Here is a 21,005-nt window from a genome sequence, read left to right on the forward strand (position 1 = left end):
CGTTCCCCTTCACCTCACCGGACCTTCCACCAGCAGACCCGACCAGTGTCGCCGCACCGGCCGGTGTGTTGTACGGGTTCAACGTCGGATCACAGGGTTTAGTGCACTGGGACCGCTTTTCCGCCGACAACTACAACGCGGTGGCACTCGGGCGCTCCGGCGCGGGCAAGTCCTACCTGGTAAAGCTGGAAACCCTGCGCAGCCTCTACCGCGGGGTCGAGGTATCCATCATCGACCCCGAGGACGAGTACCGACGGCTGTGCGAGGCCATCGGCGGCACCTACATCCACCTCGGCGACGCCGACGTCCGCATCAACCCCTTCGACCTGCCGATCGCGGTACGCCCGGACGGGCGCCGCACCGCACCCAAGGACGCCCTGACGCGCCGGGCGCTGTTCCTGCACACCGTCGTCGGGGTGCTGCTCGGCACCGAGCTGTCCGCGCAGCAACGCGCCGTGCTCGACCGGGCGATCATGGCCACGTACCAGCAGGCTGGGATCACCAGTGACCCGCGGACCTGGGGTCGGCAGGCGCCGCTGCTCGCTGATCTCGCCGCGGTCCTCACCGGAACCGCGGACCCGGTCGCGGCGGACCTGGGCGCCCGACTGCACCCGTTCGTCGAGGGCGCGTTTTCCACGCTGTTCTCCGGGCCGACCACCACCCGTGCTGAGGGGCACCTGACGGTGTTCAGCCTGCGTGACCTGCCCGACGAACTCCGGCCGATCGGCACGCTGCTCACGCTGGACACGGTGTGGCGGCGGGTGTCCAACCCGGCCATCCGGCGCCCGAGGCTGATCACGGTCGACGAGGCATGGCTGCTCATGCAGGATCCTGCCGGAGCGCGGTTTCTGCACCGGATGGCCAAAGCAGCCCGGAAACACTGGGCTGGCTTGACGATCGCGACCCAAGATGTCGGCGACGTCCTCGGGACAGACCTGGGCAAGGCGATCATCGCCAACGCCGCGACGCAGATTCTCCTACGCCAAGCGCCGCAAGCGATCGATGAGATCGTGGCGACCTTCAACCTGTCCGAAGGCGAGAAACAGTTCCTGATTTCCGCGGACAAGGGACAAGGTCTGCTCTCGACCGGGACGCAGAGAGTCGCGTTCCAGTCGCTGGCGTCTCCGCAGGAAAACGCGCTCATCACAACTGATCCGGCCGAGTTGGCGCAGTACGCAGACCACGAATCTAGCACGGACGACGGCGCGTTTGTGGACCTCGGCGTTTATGACACTGAGCTGGCTCTCGACGCGGACGCTGACGGCCACGTCGACCTCGGCAGCGCCGCATAGCCCAACCCGCTCGCTGCGGATCTCTTCAACCACAAACGTTTCTGCCCGTTTCTTGTACTCGCCTGACTTTCCTTTGCGAGGTGTCGTATGTCTTCTTCCGCCAGCGTGACCACGGTTCCGGCGCGGCCGGCCCGGTTGCTGACGCAGAACCGGGAGATGCGCGCGATCGGTGTCTGGAACTGGACTTTGCCCGCGCTGGCCGCCCGGCTGCCTGATGGACGGACGCAGGTGACCTGCCCGGCGGCGAGCGCGTGCGCGCGGATCTGCTACGCGCGCAACGGAACCTATCTCTTCCCTGCGGTCAAAGCCAAGCATACCGCCAATCTCGCGTACGTCCTGGACGATCTACCCGGCTGGACAGATGCGATGATCCGCGAACTGTCAGCGCCGCGCCTCATCGGGAAATTTGTCAGAGTGCACGACGCCGGGGATTTTTTCAGTGATGCCTACACTTTGGCGTGGTGTCGCGTGATGCGCGCGTGCCCACCGGTGACATTTTATGCCTATACCAAGGAAGTTCGACGGTTCAAGCGGCTGATTGAACCGGACCCACCCGAGAACTTCCTGTGGGTGTACAGCTACGGCGGTCGCGAGGATTCGTTGATCGACCCCGACCGTGACCGGGTCGCCGATGTGTTTCCCGATGAGGACGCCATCACCGAGGCCGGGTGGTCGTCGCAGGAAGCGTCGGATCTGCTCGCCGTGCTCGGTCCGCGATTGGTCGGGGTGCCCGCGAACCGCATCCCGCATTTCCTCAAGCGCATGGGCGGGCGGCGGCTGTCGCAGTGGCAGGCCGAGATCGACGCCGAACGAACACGCAAGCGGCGCCGTCATCTGCGACTCGTGCCCAACGACCCGTCAGCGCCTACCCCGATGCCGGACGGCCAACCGAGCGCGGACGCCGCCGAGCGATACGCGGCCTGAATCCGCGGCCTTTCGACTTTCCTTGCGAGAGGGGATTTCTGATGTCATCAACTCAGTCTGTTGTCGCTTCATCGAGGACGCTTGCCTCACCATTGCAGGACTACCTCCGCGATCCCGGCGCCGCAGCGCGCACTGTCGTCGTGGCATTGCAGGACTTCGCACTGTCCTGGGGGCCACTCGTCGGGCCGGCCGTTGCGCTCGCGGTGGCTGGCGTCGTGGTCGGACGACGGTGGTGGGCCCGCCGGTGCCATGACCGGATGGCCGCCGACGCCCGGGTGGTCACGGTGCTGGCTCCGCCCACGGTCGATCCGGACGGCGCGGCAGCCTTGTACTCCAACCTGGTCGGGTTGCTGCGGTCCGGCTGGAAACGGCGGATGCACGGCCAGCCGCACATCGTGTGGGAGTACGTGTTTTCCCATGCCGGAGTCGCCTTGCGGCTGTGGCTGCCAGGCGTCGTGCCGCCCGGCATGGCCGAGCGCGCCATCGAGGCCGCCTGGCCCGGCGCACACACCCGGACCACACCGGCCAAGCCGCCAATCCCCTTATCCAACCCGCCGGGCAAAGCGGTCGAGGCCGTCGGCGGCGAACTGCGCCTGGCCCGCAGCGAGGCACTGCCCATCCGATCCGACTTCCCCACTGATCCCGTCCGAGCCTTGCTGGGCGCCCCGGTCGGCATGGCCACCCACGAACGTGCCGTGGTGCAGATCCTCGCGCGCCCGGTCACCGGCGCCCGTGTCCGCAAAGCCCGCCGAGCCGCCCGCCGCGTCCGCACAGGCAGCTCGGTCCGGCTGGCCGGACGCCTCCTGGACCTCATCACCCCGCACACCGGATCGCTCAAGCCCAGCACGACCGCGAAACAGCCGATCGTCGACCACCAGACCTCGCTGGAGAACTCCGCACAGGACCGGGCCATCGTGGCCAAGCAGCGCAGCTCCCAGTACGAGACCCGCATCCGGTATGCCGTGGCCACCCTGGTCGACGAGCACACCAGCGGCGCGAAGCGGGTTCCGGTGCGTGAACACTTGCGCGGACGCGGACATGCCATCGCCAGCGCGTTCGCGGCCTACAGCGAACACAACTATTACCGCCGCGTCCGGCTCACCAACTCCATCCGGGCCGTGGCCGAACGCCGCCTCACCTCCGGTGATCTGCTCTCGATCGCCGAGCTGGCCGCGCTCGCGCACGTCCCGACCGACGAGGCCGTGCCCGGTCTGCAGCGTGCCGGAGCCAAAGCGGTGCCGCCACCACCGGGAATCGCCACCGAGGGCGCCGGAGTGAAACCGATCGGGATCACCGACTCCGGCCACTCCCGGCCGGTGGGGCTGCGCATGGCCGACGCCCGCCATCATCTGCACATCCTGGGTGCGACCGGGTCGGGCAAGTCCGAGCTGATGGCGCGGATGATCCTCGACGACGCCGACGCCGGCCGCGGGCTGGTCGTCATCGATCCCAAGGGCGATCTGGTCGCCGACACCCTGATGCGGCTGCCCGCACGGCTCGGCGAGAAGGTCGTGCTCTTCGACGCCGACAGCCGCTCCCGCCCGCCGGTGCTCAACCCGCTCGAAGGCGACGACACCGCCCGCACCGTGGACAACCTGGTCTCGATCTTCTCCCACGTCTACGCCTCCAGCTGGGGGCCGCGCACCGAGGACATCCTGCGCTCCGGGCTGCTGACCCTGCGCGAGCTGCCCGGAACGCCCACGCTGACGGACCTGCCGAAACTGTTGACGGTGCCCGCGTTCCGGCAGCGCGCGCTCGAGCAGATCTCTGACGATGTCCTGACCGGCTTCTGGCACTGGTACGACGATCTGTCCGACGCCAGCCGGGCACAGGTCGTCGCGCCGCTGATGAACAAGCTCCGCGGCCTGCTGCTGCGCCCGTTCGTGCGGGCATCCCTCGCCGGTGGCGAATCCACCGTGGGCATGGACGCAGTGCTCGACGGCGGAATCTGCCTGGTCCGCCTAGGCAAAGACGCGCTCGGGATGGACACCGCGCGGCTGATCGGCTCGATCGTCGTGGCCCGCACGTGGCAGGCCGCGACCCGTCGTGCCCGGATTCCGCAGCGCGAACGGCACGATGCCTCGCTCTACATCGACGAATGCCACAACTTCCTCAATCTGGCGTACCCGATGGAGGACATGCTCGCCGAAGCCCGGGGTTACCGGATGTCGATGACGCTCGCGCACCAGTACCTGCGGCAGCTGCCGCGCGAACTGGAGGAAGGCATCAGCACCAACGCCCGCTCGAAGATCATTTTCTCGGCGTCGCCCGAAGACGCTCGTCACTTGGCCCGACACACCGCGCCCCGGCTCTCCGAGCACGATCTCGCCAATCTCGGCCGTTTCCATATCGCCGCGCGGCTGGTGCTCGACAGTGAGGAAGCTCCCCCGTTCACCGCGGTCACCAAGAAGCTTCCGCCCGCGATTCCCGGGCGCGCCAAGGAGATCCGTCGGCTCGCGCTCGTGAACACCGAGCCTCGAAACACGCCGGAACCGGCCGAGAACGTCCAGCCGGTGGCGTTCGATCCCCGCCGCGCGGCCTGACCCCGCTCAGCTTTTCCGTTTGCCCACAGGGCGTTCTCGCGTCCTTCGGGTTTGGAGGTCCAGATTACGATGGCTAGCAATCCCACTCCGCAGCGACAATTGCGTTCGCACCGACCGGAACGTCCCGTGGCGCGGGTGCTCAACTCCGCCGAGCATCACGCGTGGCTGGCCCGGCATCTCACCGACCGCGACCGGTGGCTGTGCCGGATGTTGTTCGAGCACCACGTGCTCACCAGCACCCAGATCATCGATATCGCCTTCGCCGGGCGCCGTGGGGCGAACCTGCGCCTGCGCAGCCTCTACCAGTGGGGCGTGGTGCACCGGTTCCAGCCGCACCGCGACCGCGGTTCGCACCCGATGTACTACGTCCTCGACACGGCCGGGGCCGTCGCCCTCGCCCGCGAGGACGGCATCGATCCCAAGGAACTGGGCTACAGCCGTGAGCGCGAGATCGGACGCGCATTCTCACTGCAGCTGGCGCACACCGTCGGCTGCAACGGACTGTTCACCGCCCTGATCCGCCGAGCGCGTCAACCCGGTGCCGCTGGTGTGCTCGCCGCGTGGTGGTCGGCCGCCCGGTGCGGGCGGCACTGGGGCGACATCGTCACCCCGGACGGCTACGGCCGCTGGCACGAGGCCGGCCGGGAGGTCGAGTGGTTCATCGAGTTCGACTTCGGCACCGAGCAACTGTCCCGCCTGGCAGGCAAGCTCGCCCGCTACGAGCGGCTGGCCGAGGTCACGGGCATCACCACACCCGTGCTGGTGTGGGTGCCCAGCGCGAGGCGCGAGGTCAACGCGCGCAGGGCGATGGCCGAGGCGCTGCGCGGTCTCGACCGGCCCGCACGCGTACCCGTGGCGACCAGCAGCGGCGAAGCCGCCGCGGACCCGCTCGATATGGCCGCGCCGCGCTGGCGACGGCTCGACGAGTCCAGCACCGCCGGTCGCGTGGCGCTGGCTGACCTGCCCACCCTCTGGCCGGACCTGCGCGCCTCGGCTCCCGGCGGTGGACAGCGTCCGACAGCCGCCACGCCTGCCACCGCACGTCCGGAGGTGGCCCCGCCCTCCCCGATGCCTCCGCCCGACCCCGCCCATCCGTGGAGGTGATGCGTAATGGGCAAGGTGGCCGCCGCCGGTGCTGGGTTCGTCGTCGTGATCATGCTCTTAATTGGCGGCGGCGCCATCGCTGTGGTTCAAGCCGTGTTCGGCAGTTCCAGCAGTTCCGCCGAGGGCGTGAACTGTGCTCCTGCCGGGGCGAGCGCAACCTCCGCAGCGGGATACGGACCGCAGGAGATGGGCAACGCGGCGACGATCGTCGCTGTCGGCAAACGGATGAACGTGCCCGAGCAGGGCTGGGTCATCGCGGTCGCCACGGCGCTCACCGAGTCGCGGCTGAAGAACCTGAACTACGGCGATCGCGACAGTGTCGGCCTGTTCCAGCAGCGGCCCTCGCAAGGCTGGGGAACGGTCGCGCAGATCATGGACCCCACCTACAGCAGCGAGCAGTTCTACCGGCATCTGCTGGCGCTGCCGAACTGGCAGAACATGCCGGTCACCGTCGCCGCCCAGACCGTGCAGCGATCGGGCTTTCCTGACCGCTACGCGAAATTCGAGCCAGCAGCACGCCAGATCGTCGGGGCCGTCCAAGGTGCCACCTGCACCACCGGCGCGACGACCGACGACTGGACGATCCCCACGAGCGGCACCTGCACCTCCAAATTCGGGTACCGCGGCAGCGAATTCCACAAAGGACTCGACATCGGCACGCCCATCGGTACGCCGATCCTGGCAGCCAACTCGGGCACGGTGATCAGCTCAGGCCCGGCGTCCGGCTACGGCCTGTGGGTACGAATCCAGCACAGGGATGGGATCGTGACGATCTACGGTCACAACGACCACAATCTGGTCCGCGAAGGGCAATCCGTTCAGGCCGGCCAGCCAATCGCCGCGGTCGGAAACCGGGGAGCTTCGACCGGAGCTCACCTGCACCTGCAGATCGAGGCCAACGGGCAGGCCGTCGATCCCGTGGAATTCTACCGGCAGCGAGGAGGCCAGCTCTGCGGCTAGGTGCGCACAGCTGCGTTGTCTTCAACCACTTGGTCGGCGCCACCGGGAAGGGCCTGCGTGACGTTCCCGGAGCGTTCCGGCGCATGCCCCGGGTCTCCGCCAGTCGTCCAGACGCGCGTGCGTCCGGCTACTCGTCAGCCGGGGTGCCTTTGAGGTGGTTGTAGAGGTTCGCGCGGCTGAGGCCGACCTCCTTGGAGATTCTGGTCTTCGGCACACCGGCCTTGTCTGCTTCCCGGATGTCGGCAAGCCGTTCGGTGCGTTCGAGTTTCAGCTGCTTGGTCAGGATCTCTTTCATCTCCTGCAGCGAGCTTTCCACGTCCCGGACGCTCTCCAACGTGGTCTCGATCGCTTCCACGCGGCGTCGGCGGGCGCGCAGCTGCGCGATGTGCTCGTCCTTGTCCATCTGCGGCCCTCTCTCGCGTGGCCAGGGTTGGCCGACCTCTGGGCGTGGCTAACCATTGTTTACCGCCGTGTCGCCCTAGACACCTTACCGAGACAGCCCGCTGCCAGCACGAGTGTGTCGTGACTGGCGATCCTGGTCGCGACACACCCCTGCTGGCCTGGCCCAACCTGGTTCCCGGCGAGCTATCGGAGTCCACGTTTGACGGTAACCTCGTCGACTCAGGTGACGGCGGCGGCCATCCCGGTACGCAGCAGCTCGTTGGTCCCGGGCAGCCCGCAGCGCGTGCGCTTCGACCCCGAACCCGGCGCCGTTGACAACGGCGATGCCCCGGTCGGCGACGCCTCGCCCGAGTTCCGCAGCGACGTACTCGCCATCCGGGCTGGCCGCCAGCGAGTGAACTGCGGTGTAGGCGCCGACGGATTGCGTGGGTGGCTCAGTCGCGCGCATCAAGAAAAGTCGTGCGCGGACGCTTCCATCGGATACAGGCACGGCGAACCTCAATCGTTCTCAGCGTTAGTGACACAAATAGGGGACTATCGGATCGCGGGAGGAAGCTCAGAACAGGCACGGGCCACTAAGGATTTTGCGGCCATGATGATCTCCGCCAGATCGGCGCGACTCCCGAGAACGCACAGAGAGCCGGCGTTGCGCGGTCGAGGAACGACGCGCCAAAGCGGCTGCCATGTTCAACCTCGGAAGCCCGAGATCGAACAAGTCCGGATACGCTCGGACAGTGCCACAACGACTCCGCCGCCCGGATGTTCAACTTGTCGAGCACAGTGCGAACCCACGCAGGCAGGCCATTCCGGAGAGTCGAAGATGGACGTAGGTAACCTGCTTGGACAGCTTGCCGTTCTGGACATACAGCTCACGAGACGAGGCGACGACCTGCTGTTTGACGCACCGGAAGAGGTGTTGTCCGGCGAACTGGTCGCGCGACTGCGAACGCACAAGCCAGCAATTCTCCGCTACCTCGCCGACGATTCGCTACCTCCGGTCGAGAGAACCGGCCTCGCGACACCGATCCAGCGCCACATGGCGTTGCGCCACGATGCCAACCCCCGGCCTGAGGTCTGGAACGTACCCGTTCGCATCGACCTCTCCGGCGCGCTCAACGAGGCAGTACTGATTCGATCGCTCGAAGAACTGGTCAAGCGTCATCAGGTGTTGCGCACGAGGTTCGCCTGGCTCGGTGGAGTGTACGTGCAACAAGTCCTTCGTTTCGAGCAACTCGATCTCGTCAGCGTGGACCTCCGCGACCCGACATCAACGAAGGACGAACGCGGGACAGTCGTCGACCAGTGGTGCACCGAGATCGCGCAGATCCCTTTCTCCCTGCTCACCGACGCCTCCATGCGGGTGGGACTCGCTCGGACCAACCGCGATCAATGGACGTTGGTTCTGGTCCAGCACCACATCCTTACGGACGCGGTGTCCGTCTCCACGCTGCTGACCGACCTGGGCGCCCTCTACCGCACCATCACACGTGGGGATACACCTGAGGAGGCCACGGAGGAGCAGTTCATCGACTACGCCCGGCGAATGGCCCGGCGAGCGAAGGAAGGAGCCCTGGAACCCGCGACCGCTCACTGGTTCGAGCTGCTCGCCGGTGCGCGCGCCGGTGTCCGGTTGCCCTTTCCGAGGAGCCGCCCGATTACGCCCTCCGGCGCCGGGCGTCTGATCTGCCGCCGCCTCGACCATGCTCTACGCACCGAGCTCGAACGAACCGCGAACCACGTGAGCTCGACGATCTTCACGGTGTTCGTCGTGGGTTTCACTCGGCTGCTGTCGCTCCTGAGCGGCAGCGACGATGTTCTGATCACCAGCAGCTTCGGCAACCGGAGCGAAGCCGCCATCGAAACGCTGCCTGGTCTGTTCGCCAACCCGATCCCCCTCCGTGTGCGGTTCTCGCCAGAGGAGACAGTCGCAGAGCTTTTATATGCCACAGCACGGCAAATGTCGTTGGCGCTCGATCACCAGGAACTGCCCCAGCCCCTCGCCCAGGCGCTCGACCACCGCGTGGTGGCCGACGTCGACGGCGGGACGGTGGCCGGGTTCTCCATGAACCACGACGTGACGGAGGACCTCACCCTGCCCGGGGTCAAAGCCGACATCCTCGACGTCCCGATCGACGCGGCCCGCACCGACTTGATGGTCGTGTGCGTCGAGGAGCGCGAAGATCTGGTTCTCCAGGTCGAATACTCCACGGACGTACTCGACGAACAGACAGTCGGTGCATGGCTGACCCGATTCGAGAACCTGCTGCGCTCGATCGGCAGCAAATTGCCCGAACCAGTCGCGCGATGGACCGCGTGACGCGTCCGACGTGTCCTTCCCCTGAAAGAGAGCCGATGAGCAAAATCCTCCTGGGAAACATCCTCACCGCGGAACTCGTCGGCGCAGGGACCCGATACCCGTCCGACGGGCTTGAAGGGATCGGCGTCTGCAGCCAGAGGGTTCTCTGGGGTGCCAACGACCATGACATCGTCGTGCTTCCCATCGCGCCGACCCGCGAGTTCGCCGAATACGTGACCGACCTGACGCAAACCGATTTGCAGTCGCTGGCGTTCGTGGAGACTCCAGTTGGCTACCCGGGCCGCGGCACGGTTTCCGCCGAGTGTGTCCGGAACCGGCGTTTCCTCAGTCAGTTCGGCGAACTGGCAGCCGAGCACCACGTCACCAAGATTACTCCGTACTACTTCGACCAGGTCGCGACGGCGATAGCCCGCGCGGCCGGGGTGATGGAAACGACCCCGGGGTTCGGCTTCGCCGACGAAGGCGGAGTCAGGATGCTGAACAGCAAAGCACATTTCCGGGCGATCGCCAGAGCCGCGGGCGTCCCGATCGCCGACGGCGTCGTAACTACGGATCCCGACCACGCCGCCGACTACGCAGCCCAGGAGATCGCTGCCGGGCGCGCGGTGATCGTCAAGCAGGATCACCAGTGCGGCGGGAACGGCAACGAGGTCCTGCACCCGCTCCCGGATGCCGAAGCGATTGGTGCTCTGACCGCTGTGTGCCTCGGCAGCAGGCACGAGGTCTTGTGGCATGTCGCGGGCAGTTGGCCCCGGTACTCCGATGGCGGACGGGAACGAGTGATCGTCGAGTCCTACATACCAGGGTGTCTGCCGGTCTACCTGGAGTTGCAGGTCGATGACGAGGGAATCCGCGAGTTCGGCCGGGGCGAGATGCTGATGTCGCCGACCAACGACGGCATCGCAGTCCCCGGGGGCCTCGCCAACGTATCCGGGTACCAAGCTTTCCGGACCGACGCGCTGAGGCTCGCCGAGACCGTCCGATCGCTGGGATATCGAGGCTTTATGAGCGTCGACGGGATGGCGACGGCCGCAGGCCGGGTGCTGGTCAACGAGATCAACGTCCGCGACGGGGGTTCGACCCACGTCCATCACCTCGCCGAACGTGTGCTCGGTGCCGCGCAGGGCGGGAAGCACATGGTCACCAAGGTCCGCCACACCGACCACGATTTCTCCGACACGTTGAAGCGCATAGAAGGCGGCGGTTTCGGGTTCGACCTCGCCGCGAAGACCGGGGTTGTCCTGACAATGGCGGTGACACCGAGCCAGAAGTTCGAATACACCGCGATCGGCGACTCTGCGGCCGAAGCAGCGGACTTCGCGACCGCCTTGGATGAAGAATTTCCGAGTGCCTGAACTCCACGACGATCAGAAAGCCGAAATGACTTCCGACTCCTCCCGCGCGAAATTCGACGAAATACTGTCCCAGCATCTTCCGGTACTCGACAGCGTTCAACCGATCGTGGACGAACTGCGCACGGTCGAGTACGGCCTCGACTCGATCCGCCGCCTCAAGCTGCTCGCCGCCCTCGAATCCGGTTTCGAGGTCAGGTTCAGGCCAGAGGATCTGACCGACTCCTCGTTCTCGACGGCCGGTTCGCTCTGGCGGACCGTCGTGGGCCTGCGCGCAACCACGCTCGCCGAGTGATGCAGACGCCGACTCTTCCCCGAAAGGACCGTTCCCGTTGACCAAGGCAGATGCCCGTTGCCTCCACGAAGTGTTCGAGCACCAAGTGGACTCGACGCCGGATGTGGTGGCTCTCGAATGCGGCACCGTCCAGCTGACGTACCGGGAAGTCGACGAGCGTGCCAACCAGTTGGCTAACCGCATCCGACGGGCCGGAGGTCGCGGTGGCCATGCGGTTGGACTCTATTTCGACCGCTCCGAGTTGCCCGTCATTGCCGTGCTCGCCAGCCACAAGGCGGGCGTCACCTACGTGCCGCTCGAGCGGAGCTGGCCGACCGAGCGCATCCGTCACATTGTCGACGAGCTCAAGATCGTTCTCTGCCTGAGTGAGTCCACGCTAGCTGAACAGTGGTCGGAGGCATTCGAAGGCGTTGTCGTGCTCGCGGCCGACGAACCTTCGGCCGCATCCGCTACGCGGCTGCGAGACGACGAGGTCGGTGTGTGCCCCACCGACCTCGCCTACATCATCTACACCTCGGGCACCTCCGGTCGTCCCAAGGGCGTCATGGCCGAACACGGCCAGGTGAGCGAATACGTCGACGCGTTCAACGAAGTATGTGCGACAGGTATCGGCGACCGTGTGTACCAAGGATTCCCGATGAGCTTCGACGGCTCCGTCGAAGAAATCTGGATGGCGTATTCGAACGGATCAACCCTGGTCGTTCCGGAGGCCGACGCACCGCGGTACGGTGACGACCTCGGCCACTACGTGGCGCAACTCGGCATCACGTACTTCTCGACGGTGCCGACGATGCTCGCCACGATGTCTCGGCCGATCCCGTCGCTGCGGACGCTCGTCCTCAGCGGGGAGGTCTGCTCCGCCCAACTCGTCGACAAGTGGTACCGGCCGGACATGCGGATCTTCAACGTCTATGGCCCCACCGAGGCAACAGTCAACTCGACGTCGACCGAATGCGTGCCCGGCAGGCCGGTGACCATCGGCCGCCCACTGGCCGGCTACGAACTCCACGTCGTCGACGAGAACCTCGCTCCAGTGCCACCTGGCGAGAAGGGCGAGTTGATCATCTGCGGGGATACCCTCGCCCGCGGGTACGTCAACGATCCCGACCTCACCGCGGAGAGGTTCCCGACGCTCGACGGCCTGGACAGCAATGGCCCGAAGCGCAGTTACCGGACCGGTGACTTCGTCCGGTGGAACGACGATGGAGAACTCGAATTCTTCGGCCGCATCGACGGTCAAGTAAAGGTGCGCGGCTTTCGGGTCGAGCTCGCCGAGATCGAGTCGGTACTGGGCGAGCACGACGACATCCGATCCGCCTGCGTCACGGTGTATCAGGGCAACGGCTACTCCGAGCTCATCGCCTTCGCGGTTCCCGAAGCGCCGGAGCGTGAGGTCGACCGGAACTCCGTGCTGAGCCTCCTCGCGTCCCGCCTTCCCGTCTATATGATCCCGAGCTACCTCGACGTCGTCGCCGAGTTCCCACGGACCACCAGCGGGAAGATCGACCGCAAGCAGTTGCCCGCACCTGTCCTGCCGCTGGTCCGCACTCGCGTCGCGGCCCCCTGACCAGCAGGAGAAACCGTTGCCCACGGACACCACCGCGGAACGGCCGGCCAAGTTCGCGGAGCTTCTCCGCATCGGTGAGTACCGTGCCGTCTACTCGAGCATGGTCCTGTCCGAGGTCGGTGACCAGCTAGCCCGTGTCGCCTTGACGCTGCTGGTCTTCGAGCGGACACGCTCCGCCAGTCTGGCCGCGCTCACGTACGCGCTGACTCTGCTCCCGGACCTCGTTTCCGGGCCACTGCTGTCGGGGCTCGGCGACCGCTACCCACGACGAGCCGTCATGATCGTCACCGACCTCGTCCGCGCGGGTCTCGTCGCCCTGATGGTCGTGCCGGGCATGCCCCTCTGGTTCTTGTGCTTGCTAGTCGTGCTGGTCCAGATGTTGCAGGCACCCTTCATGGGCGCGCGCGTGGGGGTGATCGCTCGGGTTCTCACGAAGGAGCAGTACGTCGCTGCCTCCGCAGTGGGCAACATGACGATCCAGCTTTCCTTCGTCGCGGGATACGCGTTGGGCGGCCCTCTCGTCCTCTGGCTCGGCACGAACGTCGCACTCCTGCTGGACGCGGCCACGTTCTTGCTGTCCGCCTTAGTGCTGAGGACGGCTTTGCAGGTCCAGCCGGCGACGAAGTACGAACACAAACGATCCAACGTCACTGCCCTGTGGACGTCGATGACCGGGTGCCTGCGACTCATCTGGCGTTCGGGCCGGCTCCGCACGTTGTGGCTCCTGGCCGTGCTACCGGGATTCCTGATCGTCCCGGAAGGACTGATCGCGCCCTACGCCGCCGAACTCGGCGGCGGCGTGAGGGACGCCGCGATCCTCTTTCCCCTCGTTCCAGCCGGCACAGTGATCGGAATGTGGCTGTTCGTGCGCCTCGTGCCGCCCGAGCGCCGGTTGCGGTGGATGGGGCCGCTCGCGGTCGCCTCGTGTGCCGCCCTCACTCTCTGTCTGTTCTCTCCTCCGTTTCCCATTGTGGTCGTCGCCTATCTCCTGTCCGGAGTCGCGGCCTGCTACGACCTCCCCGCGGGCGCGACGTTCGTCATGGAAGTGCCGGATTCGGCCCGGGGTCAGGCGTTCGGGCTCCGGATGACCATGCTCAACCTGTTCCAAGGTGGCGGTGTGTTGCTGGGCGGGCTGTTCGCGGGCCACTTCGCGGTGAGCGCCGTGATCGGCTGGGCCGGCCTGATCGGTGTCCTGATCGCGTTGGCCCTGACATTCTCGTGGTATTCACAGGCGAAATCCGCCGCGGTGGTTGAGCGGCATTGACGTTCGCATTGCCAGTGATCATCGTCGACAGTGCCACGGAATTTGACGCCGTCACTCTCGCCGCGCGATCACCGCGGAATCGAATGGAGAGCATCGAATGACTTCGCTGCAGGAATCAGCCCTGGTGACTACCGGCCGGAATACCGGTGACGCACCGGTCGCGTGCCAGGACGAACTGGGCTACCGCCGGCGTGAACTGGTCGAACCGGACTGGCGGCGGCTGCCCGGCTGGGCCGACGTGACCGAAGCCCAGTGGCGGGACCCCCAATGGCAACGGGTCCACTGTGTACGCACCATCCCCCAACTACGGGCGCTGGCGGGGCCCCTGCTCCACGACTCGTTCTACGCCGACCTCGTCGAGGACCAGCGGACCAGCGCGACGATGTCAATGCTCGTCACGCCGCAGATGCTCAACACGATGGCACCGTTCGCCGCGACGAACCCGGACGACTTCACCGACGCGTTCCTCGCCGACCCGATCCGGCGGTACATGCTGCCGGTCGCGTCGGACCGGAACACGGTTTGGCGAAGCCATCCGTATTCGGAGCGCGATTCTTTGCACGAGGCCGAGATGTGGGCGGTGGAGGGTCTGACCCACCGGTACCCGGCGAAGGTTCTCGCTGAACTCATCTCCACCTGTCCTCAGTACTGCGGCCACTGCACCCGCATGGACCTCGTCGGCAACTCGACTCCACAGGTCGCCAAGAACAAGTTGGAGCTGCGCCCGGTCGACCGCCGGGATGCGATGATCGACTACCTCCGGCGGACGCCGAGCATCTGCGGGGTCGTGGTTTCGGGCGGCGACGTGGCCAACGTGCCATGGCCCCAGCTGGAGTCGTTCCTCCTGCGGCTACTGGAAATCGACCATATCCGCGACATCGGGATGGGCACCAAGGCACTGGCCGGACTGCCCCAACACTGGCTGCAGCCGAAAGTCCTGGACGGCATCGAAAGGGTGGCCACGCTCGCCCGCCGGCGGGCGGTCAACCTCTCCATCCACACGCATATCAACCACGCCCAGACAGTCACCCCTCTGGTCGCCGAGGCCAGCCACGCAGCGTTCGAGCGCGGGGTGCGAGACATCCGCAACCAGGGCGTCCTGATGCGCGGGATCAACGACTCCGCTGCGACTCTGCTTTCCCTGTGCTTCGCACTCCACGGTGAGGCGAACATCCTCCCGTACTACCTCTACATGTGCGACATGATCCCCAATGCCGAGCACTGGCGGCTCGCCGTGTGGGAGGCGCAGGAACTCCAGCACCGCATCATGGGCTATCTCCCCGGCTACGCGACGCCCCGGGTCGTCTGCGACGTGCCCTACGTCGGCAAGCGGTGGGTCCACCAGGTCGACGAGTACGACCGCGAAAAAGGAATCTCCTACTGGACCAAGAACTACCGGACGGGTACCGAGCGTACCGAGGACACCAGCGACGAGGACATCTTGCGACGGCGCTACCCTTACTACGACCCGATCGGCACGCTCGGCCAGCCGGGCCAGGACTGGTGGCACAAGACCGGCCAGTACCTCGAAATCTGACCTCGCGCCGTGCGAATCGCCGTAGAGGTGCCTCAACGGCAGGTCGAGGCACCTCTGCGCGTCTTGACCGGCTCAGTGTCCGGATTCCTCCAGCGTGAACTCCGTCCAGGCGTGGGTCCGCGGAAAGTGGCCCTGGAACCGCGTTCCCCTCAGTAACATCCCAGCAGCCAAGGCCGTCAGCGCGTCAGCCGCATCCCGGGCCTTGACGTCGGGTGCGCCAGCCATGACGAATTCGCGAAGCGCCTTCGCCTCCGTGTTGGACACCTCGGGGAGCTCATCGGCCGCCTGCAGGACCACGGACCAATGCCGCTCCGGGTAGAAGAGCGCCTTCGTCGTCTGGACGAGAACCTCTGCTGCTGCCGGCGAGACCAGGCCGAGCGCTTGCGCGGTCTGGAGCCCGTGGCGGATGTTCACCATGGCGTCGGAAATCGAACGGTAGCCGGTGTCCGCGTCTGCGTGTGCGACGGCAACTTCGTCGTCGTCAGTGAGTTGCCCCGAGATGTACTGCTCGTAGACGGCCCCCGATCCCGTCATGCCCGCCGGCTTCAGCTCGGCTGCCCGCAAGGCCCCCATACTTGAACATCCGTGGACCTGGATCCCCTGGTCGATCGCATGGAGGATCTCCTTGTGCCAGACCGCTGGCACGCCTTCGAAGTAGCCGTCGATGACCACGACGGCCGATGGTCGGGTGAGTGAGGCCCGGTAGACGTCGCCGATGGACGCCGGCGGGAGGAACTGCGCCGACACGATTTCCTCCGCCTTGTCGCGAGCGAGGCTTGGACCGAGGAAGACGACCACGTCGAGATGCTCCCGGCTCACGCGCCCACCTCTTCCACTGCCGACACCGACATGGGTGGCGCACACGCGCCGACCGGGCCGAACATGTCGGGAACTAGCACTTTGACCACCGGAACCCCGAGGTCCTCGCGCGTGAGATTCACGAGAACGACCTGGTCGTAGCCGGCGCCGGTGAGCCGGGTCAGCACCGCATCGATGTCGCCGCGGAAATCCCCGGTCGCTGGCGACGCAACTGATCGAAAGTCGACGACCTCGGGCTCGTCGGCCAGCTGCGCCAGCACCGCTGCGGTGAGTTCCGGATCGTTGGCCCGGGCAAGCTCGTGCCTGCTCAGGTCGTCACGACTGCCCGCGATGTACGTGAGCCGTTTCTGAACCGCCTCGGTAACCGCCGCCAGGAGCGCCTTCACCGGGTCCGGGTTGGCGGCGAACCCATCGTGGGGCCCGACCGTGCGCCACGGCGTGTGATCCGGGTCCGGGACCACGACCGCGCCGAACGCCGGGATGCCGACGTCGGACGTGACGTTCCAGGCCGCACACACGAGACCCGCCGCGGAGAGCTTCTCCGAAAGCGACTGCCAGCGCGGGTTGTCCACCGTCTCCAGAGCGATGCGGGCGCTGACGTCGTTGTTCCGCCAACGCCATTCCGCGTCTCGTTCGATGACCTCGTCGAGCGCGTGCAAGATCGCCTGGTCGCGAACCTCCCCCGAGGCGAGTCCGTTGGAGTTGCGGGCTACCGGGCAAGGATGCGCGTCGAAGTCGACGAAGTCCATGGAGACCGCGAGCTTCGGCACCCAGGCCGGGGCACCGGTGATCAGGTCGGTGCCCTCGATCCACTCGGTTGTCCCGGACCATGCGCCGGCACCGGTGTTCAGCGCGACCGGCAGCCGCCTGGGGTCCACGACCTCCGGTCGCCCGTCCGGAGTCCACGGCAGTATCCTGGCCGGGAGCTCGATCTCCTCGGCGTGCCAGAGCTCGATCGCCTCCATCATCGCGGCGACCCGGGCTTGTGATCGTTCCAGCCCTTTTCCGATGCTGACCGTCAAGGACTTCGAGAACGGCCGGATAGCAAGGTATACCGGGACACCCACGTCGTCCAGGCCCGTGACGTCGGCGAGCCGGGTTATCCCCGCGTGCTCGGCGGCGGGCCGGAAACGTGTGATGACATCGTCGCACCTACTCCACGGAGTATTTTCCAAAGCACGTCGACCGTCGGCAATCATTCCGCACTCATCCCTTTTATGCATTTACCGATCATGCTAACCTCCAAACGGCATCGAGGGGAACGAGGCAAGAGTTTCCCCGACGTCATCATATAGTGAAAATATTGCTCACTTCGGAAATCAATGAGGTGCAGAATGGCGAACACTGTCAAGAGCGCAGTCCGGTCGGCGGGCGCCAACTCCAACGCGGTCAAGGCCGCCGTGCGGTCCGCCGGGGCCAACTCCAACGCGGTGAAGAGCTCCGTCCGCTCGGCCGGGGCGAACTCCAACGCCAGCTGACGAAACGGGTGCCGGCGGGGTTTCCCGCCGGCACCCACTCGCTTGCTCAGATCAAGCCCGAAACCCTCTTGGGCATCGCCGTGAACGGTTCGGATCGGTCCGTTCTGAGCGTCACCTTTTCCGCTATCGCTGCCGCCGTAGGCTGTCGGAAGAATTCCCGGATGGCCGGAGCCGTCTCGCAGATTCTGCGGAGTCGGGCCACCACCCTGGTCGCGAGGAGTGAATCTCCGCCGATTTCGAAGAAATTGTCCTCCACGCCGACTTCCGGAACACCGAGTACAGCTCCGATCACCGTGCAGACGGTTTTCTCCTCGCGGTTCCGCGGGGGCCTTCCGGTGCGCTGATCAACGTACTTCGGTGCTGGCAGGGCCGTTGTATCAAGCTTTCCGTTGGCCGTAAGGGGAAGGTGCCCGACTTCGACGAACGCGGCCGGGACCATGTGGGCGGGTAGCGCCCGCACCGCCGCTCGACGGAGGTTCCCGACGGTCGGTCCACCCTCCCCCGCGGGCACGAAGTACGCGACGAGCCGGCGATCGCTCGGCCCTTCGTCACGAACGACAACCACAACCTGGCCGACCTCCGGTTGCTCGGCGAGGACGTGTTCGACCTCGCCGAGTTCGATCCGGAAACCGCGGATCTTGACCTGGCCGTCGGACCGGCCGCTGAACTCGAGCTCACCGTCGGCCGTCCACCGGACGACGTCTCCGGTGCGGTACAAGACGGCTCCGGGCGGACCGAAGGGACACGGGACGAAGCGTTCGGAGGTGAGAGCGGGACGCTCGTGGTACCCACGGGCGAGGCCCGCGCCGCCCAGGTAGAGCTCCCCGGGAACGCCGATGGCTACCGGTCGGAGCTTGGTGTCGAGCACGAATGCCTGCCGAGCGGATACGGGGGTGCCCATCCGTACTGTTTCGCCCACACGGAGGGGCCTGCTCGCCGTGGCGAAGATGGTCGCCTCGGTGGGGCCGTAGAAGTTGTACAACTTCCGGCCCGGCCCCCACTTCCGGACGAGGTCGGGGCCGGGCGCCTCGCCTCCCATGATCAGTGTCATGCCCGACGGGAAGACGTCGACCGGCAAGGTGGCAAGTAGCGAAGGTGTGCAGTTGCAGTGGGTCACGCCGGTACGCCGGGTCAGCTCTCGCAGCGACTCCGGGTTCAGCAGCTCTTCGGTCGGCGCCAGCACCAGCGCACCCCCATGCAGCAGGGCGAAGCACATCTCCGACAGCGAGACGTCAAAACTCAGCGACGCGAACTGGAGGATGCGGCTCTCGGGTCCGGCGCCTGTGTGCGACCTCTGGGCTTCCTGGATGCTCGAGAACCCCGCGTGAGTGACCACGACGCCCTTGGGCCGGCCGGTGGATCCGGACGTGTAGTACAGGAACGCGGCGTTCCGCAGATCCGTGCTGCTCGACCGGTCGGCGTCGGTGAGATTCGACTCCGCTCGCTCTCGGTGACCATGCACCGGGACGACGGTCAGTCCGGTTTGGCCGGGTACGGCGCCGATCACCGCGATCGGCCGGGCGTCCGCGAGCATGGTGTCGATCCGGTCCGGCGGGTATCCGAGGTCGATCGGCAGCACTGCGGCGCCGGACTTCAGCACCGCCAAAACGGCGACGACCATGTCGATCGAACGCGGCACGGCCACTGCGACGACCGCTTCCGGACGCGCGCCCACCTCGACCAAACGTCGTGCCAGGCGGTTGGCGTGGACGTTGAGCTCCGAGTACGTGACCTCGAAACCGGCGCTGATCGCCGCAATGTTGTCCGGCGTCGCCGCGACCTGAGCCTCGAAGAGGTCGCTGAACGTCCGTTCCGGCGGAGGGGCGCCGGTGGCGGTCCCCCACTCCAGCAACGTCGCCCGATCGGCGCCCTCCAGCAGGTCGAGGTCGGCGAGCGACCGGTCCGGATCACCCAGCGCCGTCCGAAGCAGCAGCACCAGCTGCCGGGTGAGCACCGCGATCGTGGCCTCCGTGTAGAGGTCGCGCCGGTAGCCGAGCGTTCCCTTGAGCCGGCCGTCGCCGTCGACCACCGTGTCGAGCTCGAGGTCGAACCGGAGATCCGGCTCCTGCCAGTCCAGCGCCCGCAAGACCGCGTCACCGCGCTCCGGCCGTTCGCCCTGGTGCACGAACGCCGCGTCGAAGACGGGATTGCGATCGAGCGGGCGGTTCGGCTCCACAGCCGCCGCCACGCGTTCGAAGGGCGCCGACTGGTGCTCGTGAGCCTCGAGGAGCCGGTCGTTCACGTGCCGGAGCAGTCCACGGAACGAGCCGGCTTCGGGTACGTCCGCCCGCAGCGCCACCGTCTGGGAGAAGAACCCGACGACGTCCTGGAAGCCGCGCTCCGGCCGCCCGGTCAGCACCGAGCCGACCGTGACGTCCCTCCGGCCGGTCCGGCGCGCCAGCAGCGCGATGAACGCGGCCGCCACAGCGCTCGAGAGAGCCGCGCGTTCCCGGAAGGCGAACTCCCGGAGCCTGCGGCACAATTCGGCAGGGACTTCGAACGCGACGTGTCCCGCGGTCCGGTCGGGTTCGCCCTGCCGGACGAAGTCCGTGTTCAGAGTCGTCCTCTCGAAACCGCGCAACCGATCGGCCCAATATTCGAGGTGTCCGTCATCGCGGACGCCAGCGACGTAGTCGGCGTAGGTAGTGCGCAGTTCGGGTAAGCAGGCGTCGTCGCCTGCCAGGCTCGCCCGGTAGAGGGCCGCCAGGTCTCGCTCCATGATCGACAGGGACATTCCGTCGACAAGCAGGTGGTGCATCACCAGAAGCAGCACGTCCGGCCCGGGGCCGCCTCGCACCAACACTCCGCGAAGTGGCGGCGCGGACGACAGGTTGAACAGCTCCGCCACCGCGGTCCTGGCCACCGGGCCCCAGCCGTCTGCGGCTTGTCCCACCGTTTCGAGCGGGATGTCGAAGGGCTCCCGCACGACCTGATGGACTGCCCCTTGATCGTCGGGACCGTGATAGGTGACGCACAGCTGCGGATGCCGCTCAATCAGCAGGAGCAAGGCCGCCCGCAGTGCGCGTTCGTTGACGGCCGAGCGGAACGCCAGCGGCAAGACGACATGGTAGGCACCGCTACTGGGCGCCAGGTGGTGCATCAGCCACAGCCGTTCCTGCCCCGGCGACAAGGGGAATTCCTGCATTGTCCG

At 66.6% G+C, this 21,005-nt stretch carries 17 protein-coding genes; 12 read left to right on the top strand and 5 right to left on the bottom strand.

Annotated elements, in window-relative coordinates; all coding sequences use genetic code 11:
* The 5 genes from ACLARN_RS40865 to ACLARN_RS40885 form a co-directional block, all read left to right on the top strand.
* The coding region (locus tag ACLARN_RS40865; protein ID WP_409496851.1) for a VirB4 family type IV secretion system protein at positions 1 to 1,292 on the top strand (1,292 nt) is incomplete at its 5' end.
* 87 nt (positions 1,293 to 1,379) lie between these two features.
* Complete coding sequence (locus ACLARN_RS40870; protein WP_409496852.1) at positions 1,380 to 2,216, top strand: GP88 family protein; 837 nt, start codon at positions 1,380 to 1,382, stop codon at positions 2,214 to 2,216.
* 41 nt (positions 2,217 to 2,257) lie between these two features.
* Complete coding sequence (locus ACLARN_RS40875) at positions 2,258 to 4,759, top strand: type IV secretory system conjugative DNA transfer family protein (RefSeq protein ID WP_409496853.1); 2,502 nt, start codon at positions 2,258 to 2,260, stop codon at positions 4,757 to 4,759.
* A 69-nt stretch (positions 4,760 to 4,828) separates the two neighbouring features.
* A complete protein-coding gene (locus ACLARN_RS40880; protein WP_409496854.1) occupies positions 4,829 to 5,863 on the top strand; it encodes a replication-relaxation family protein in 1,035 nt (344 codons plus the stop codon).
* Positions 5,864 to 5,869: 6 nt separating this feature from the next.
* The gene (locus ACLARN_RS40885) at positions 5,870 to 6,823 is read left to right on the top strand and encodes a M23 family metallopeptidase (RefSeq protein ID WP_409496855.1); all 954 of its coding nucleotides are present in this window, start codon (positions 5,870 to 5,872) and stop codon (positions 6,821 to 6,823) included.
* A gap of 127 nt (positions 6,824 to 6,950) precedes the next feature.
* Here ACLARN_RS40885 and ACLARN_RS40890 read toward each other — a convergent pair whose 3' ends face one another.
* Together ACLARN_RS40890 and ACLARN_RS40895 are read right to left on the bottom strand one after the other, a co-directional pair.
* Complete coding sequence (locus ACLARN_RS40890; protein WP_409496856.1) at positions 6,951 to 7,226, bottom strand: hypothetical protein; 276 nt, start codon at positions 7,224 to 7,226, stop codon at positions 6,951 to 6,953.
* Between the two features lie 218 nt (positions 7,227 to 7,444).
* On the bottom strand, positions 7,445 to 7,600 hold the full coding sequence (locus ACLARN_RS40895; RefSeq protein WP_409496857.1) for a hypothetical protein: 156 nt from the start codon (positions 7,598 to 7,600) through the stop codon (positions 7,445 to 7,447).
* A gap of 445 nt (positions 7,601 to 8,045) precedes the next feature.
* Between ACLARN_RS40895 and ACLARN_RS40900 the strand changes: the two genes are divergently transcribed.
* The 6 genes from ACLARN_RS40900 (at position 8,046) to ACLARN_RS40925 (ending at position 15,557) form a co-directional block, all read left to right on the top strand.
* Entirely contained in the window at positions 8,046 to 9,542 is a 1,497-nt protein-coding gene (locus tag ACLARN_RS40900; protein ID WP_409496858.1) for a condensation domain-containing protein, read from the top strand.
* Between the two features lie 35 nt (positions 9,543 to 9,577).
* Positions 9,578 to 10,897 carry a peptide ligase PGM1-related protein gene (locus ACLARN_RS40905; protein WP_409496859.1) on the top strand — a complete coding sequence of 440 codons (1,320 nt, stop codon included), beginning with the start codon at positions 9,578 to 9,580 and terminating at the stop codon, positions 10,895 to 10,897.
* A 25-nt stretch (positions 10,898 to 10,922) separates the two neighbouring features.
* On the top strand, positions 10,923 to 11,189 hold the full coding sequence (locus tag ACLARN_RS40910; RefSeq protein WP_409496860.1) for a phosphopantetheine-binding protein: 267 nt from the start codon (positions 10,923 to 10,925) through the stop codon (positions 11,187 to 11,189).
* A gap of 37 nt (positions 11,190 to 11,226) precedes the next feature.
* The gene (locus ACLARN_RS40915; protein ID WP_409496861.1) at positions 11,227 to 12,756 is read left to right on the top strand and encodes an amino acid adenylation domain-containing protein; all 1,530 of its coding nucleotides are present in this window, start codon (positions 11,227 to 11,229) and stop codon (positions 12,754 to 12,756) included.
* Positions 12,757 to 12,772: 16 nt separating this feature from the next.
* Positions 12,773 to 14,020, top strand: coding sequence for an MFS transporter (locus ACLARN_RS40920; RefSeq protein WP_409496862.1), 1,248 nt, complete (start codon positions 12,773 to 12,775; stop codon positions 14,018 to 14,020).
* A gap of 97 nt (positions 14,021 to 14,117) precedes the next feature.
* Positions 14,118 to 15,557, top strand: coding sequence for a KamA family radical SAM protein (locus ACLARN_RS40925; RefSeq protein WP_409496863.1), 1,440 nt, complete (start codon positions 14,118 to 14,120; stop codon positions 15,555 to 15,557).
* Between the two features lie 72 nt (positions 15,558 to 15,629).
* Here the strand turns inward: ACLARN_RS40925 and ACLARN_RS40930 are convergent, their stop codons facing one another.
* Entirely contained in the window at positions 15,630 to 16,355 is a 726-nt protein-coding gene (locus ACLARN_RS40930; RefSeq protein ID WP_409496864.1) for a TfuA-like protein, read from the bottom strand.
* Between the two features lie 17 nt (positions 16,356 to 16,372).
* Positions 16,373 to 17,599, bottom strand: coding sequence for a YcaO-like family protein (locus ACLARN_RS40935; protein ID WP_409496865.1), 1,227 nt, complete (start codon positions 17,597 to 17,599; stop codon positions 16,373 to 16,375).
* 111 nt (positions 17,600 to 17,710) lie between these two features.
* On the opposite strand from ACLARN_RS40935, the gene ACLARN_RS40940 reads away from it, so the two are divergent.
* Positions 17,711 to 17,854 (top strand): hypothetical protein, encoded by a 144-nt coding sequence (locus ACLARN_RS40940; RefSeq protein WP_409496866.1) that lies wholly within the window; start codon positions 17,711 to 17,713, stop codon positions 17,852 to 17,854.
* Positions 17,855 to 17,900: 46 nt separating this feature from the next.
* Here ACLARN_RS40940 and ACLARN_RS40945 read toward each other — a convergent pair whose 3' ends face one another.
* Positions 17,901 to 20,999, bottom strand: a complete 3,099-nt coding sequence (locus ACLARN_RS40945) for a non-ribosomal peptide synthetase (RefSeq protein ID WP_409496867.1) — start codon at positions 20,997 to 20,999, stop codon at positions 17,901 to 17,903.
* Positions 21,000 to 21,005 lie beyond the last annotated feature (6 nt).

It is taken from the genome of Amycolatopsis sp. cmx-11-12 (genome assembly GCF_046269425.1).
Taxonomy (GTDB): Bacteria; Actinomycetota; Actinomycetes; order Mycobacteriales; family Pseudonocardiaceae; genus Amycolatopsis.

Bases quoted from the DNA above. Each gene is read 5' to 3' on its own strand.
- ACLARN_RS40885 (WP_409496855.1), top strand. From the start codon at position 5,870: ATGGGCAAGGTGGCCGCCGCCGGTGCTGGGTTCGTCGTCGTGATCATG.
- ACLARN_RS40945 (WP_409496867.1), bottom strand. From the start codon at position 20,999: ATGCAGGAATTCCCCTTGTCGCCGGGGCAGGAACGGCTGTGGCTGATG.
- ACLARN_RS40925 (WP_409496863.1), top strand. From the start codon at position 14,118: ATGACTTCGCTGCAGGAATCAGCCCTGGTGACTACCGGCCGGAATACC.
- ACLARN_RS40935 (WP_409496865.1), bottom strand. From the start codon at position 17,599: ATGCATAAAAGGGATGAGTGCGGAATGATTGCCGACGGTCGACGTGCT.
- ACLARN_RS40940 (WP_409496866.1), top strand. From the start codon at position 17,711: ATGGCGAACACTGTCAAGAGCGCAGTCCGGTCGGCGGGCGCCAACTCC.
- ACLARN_RS40900 (WP_409496858.1), top strand. From the start codon at position 8,046: ATGGACGTAGGTAACCTGCTTGGACAGCTTGCCGTTCTGGACATACAG.
- ACLARN_RS40910 (WP_409496860.1), top strand. From the start codon at position 10,923: ATGACTTCCGACTCCTCCCGCGCGAAATTCGACGAAATACTGTCCCAG.
- ACLARN_RS40880 (WP_409496854.1), top strand. From the start codon at position 4,829: ATGGCTAGCAATCCCACTCCGCAGCGACAATTGCGTTCGCACCGACCG.
- ACLARN_RS40890 (WP_409496856.1), bottom strand. From the start codon at position 7,226: ATGGACAAGGACGAGCACATCGCGCAGCTGCGCGCCCGCCGACGCCGC.
- ACLARN_RS40905 (WP_409496859.1), top strand. From the start codon at position 9,578: ATGAGCAAAATCCTCCTGGGAAACATCCTCACCGCGGAACTCGTCGGC.
- ACLARN_RS40875 (WP_409496853.1), top strand. From the start codon at position 2,258: ATGTCATCAACTCAGTCTGTTGTCGCTTCATCGAGGACGCTTGCCTCA.
- ACLARN_RS40895 (WP_409496857.1), bottom strand. From the start codon at position 7,600: ATGGCGAGTACGTCGCTGCGGAACTCGGGCGAGGCGTCGCCGACCGGG.
- ACLARN_RS40870 (WP_409496852.1), top strand. From the start codon at position 1,380: ATGTCTTCTTCCGCCAGCGTGACCACGGTTCCGGCGCGGCCGGCCCGG.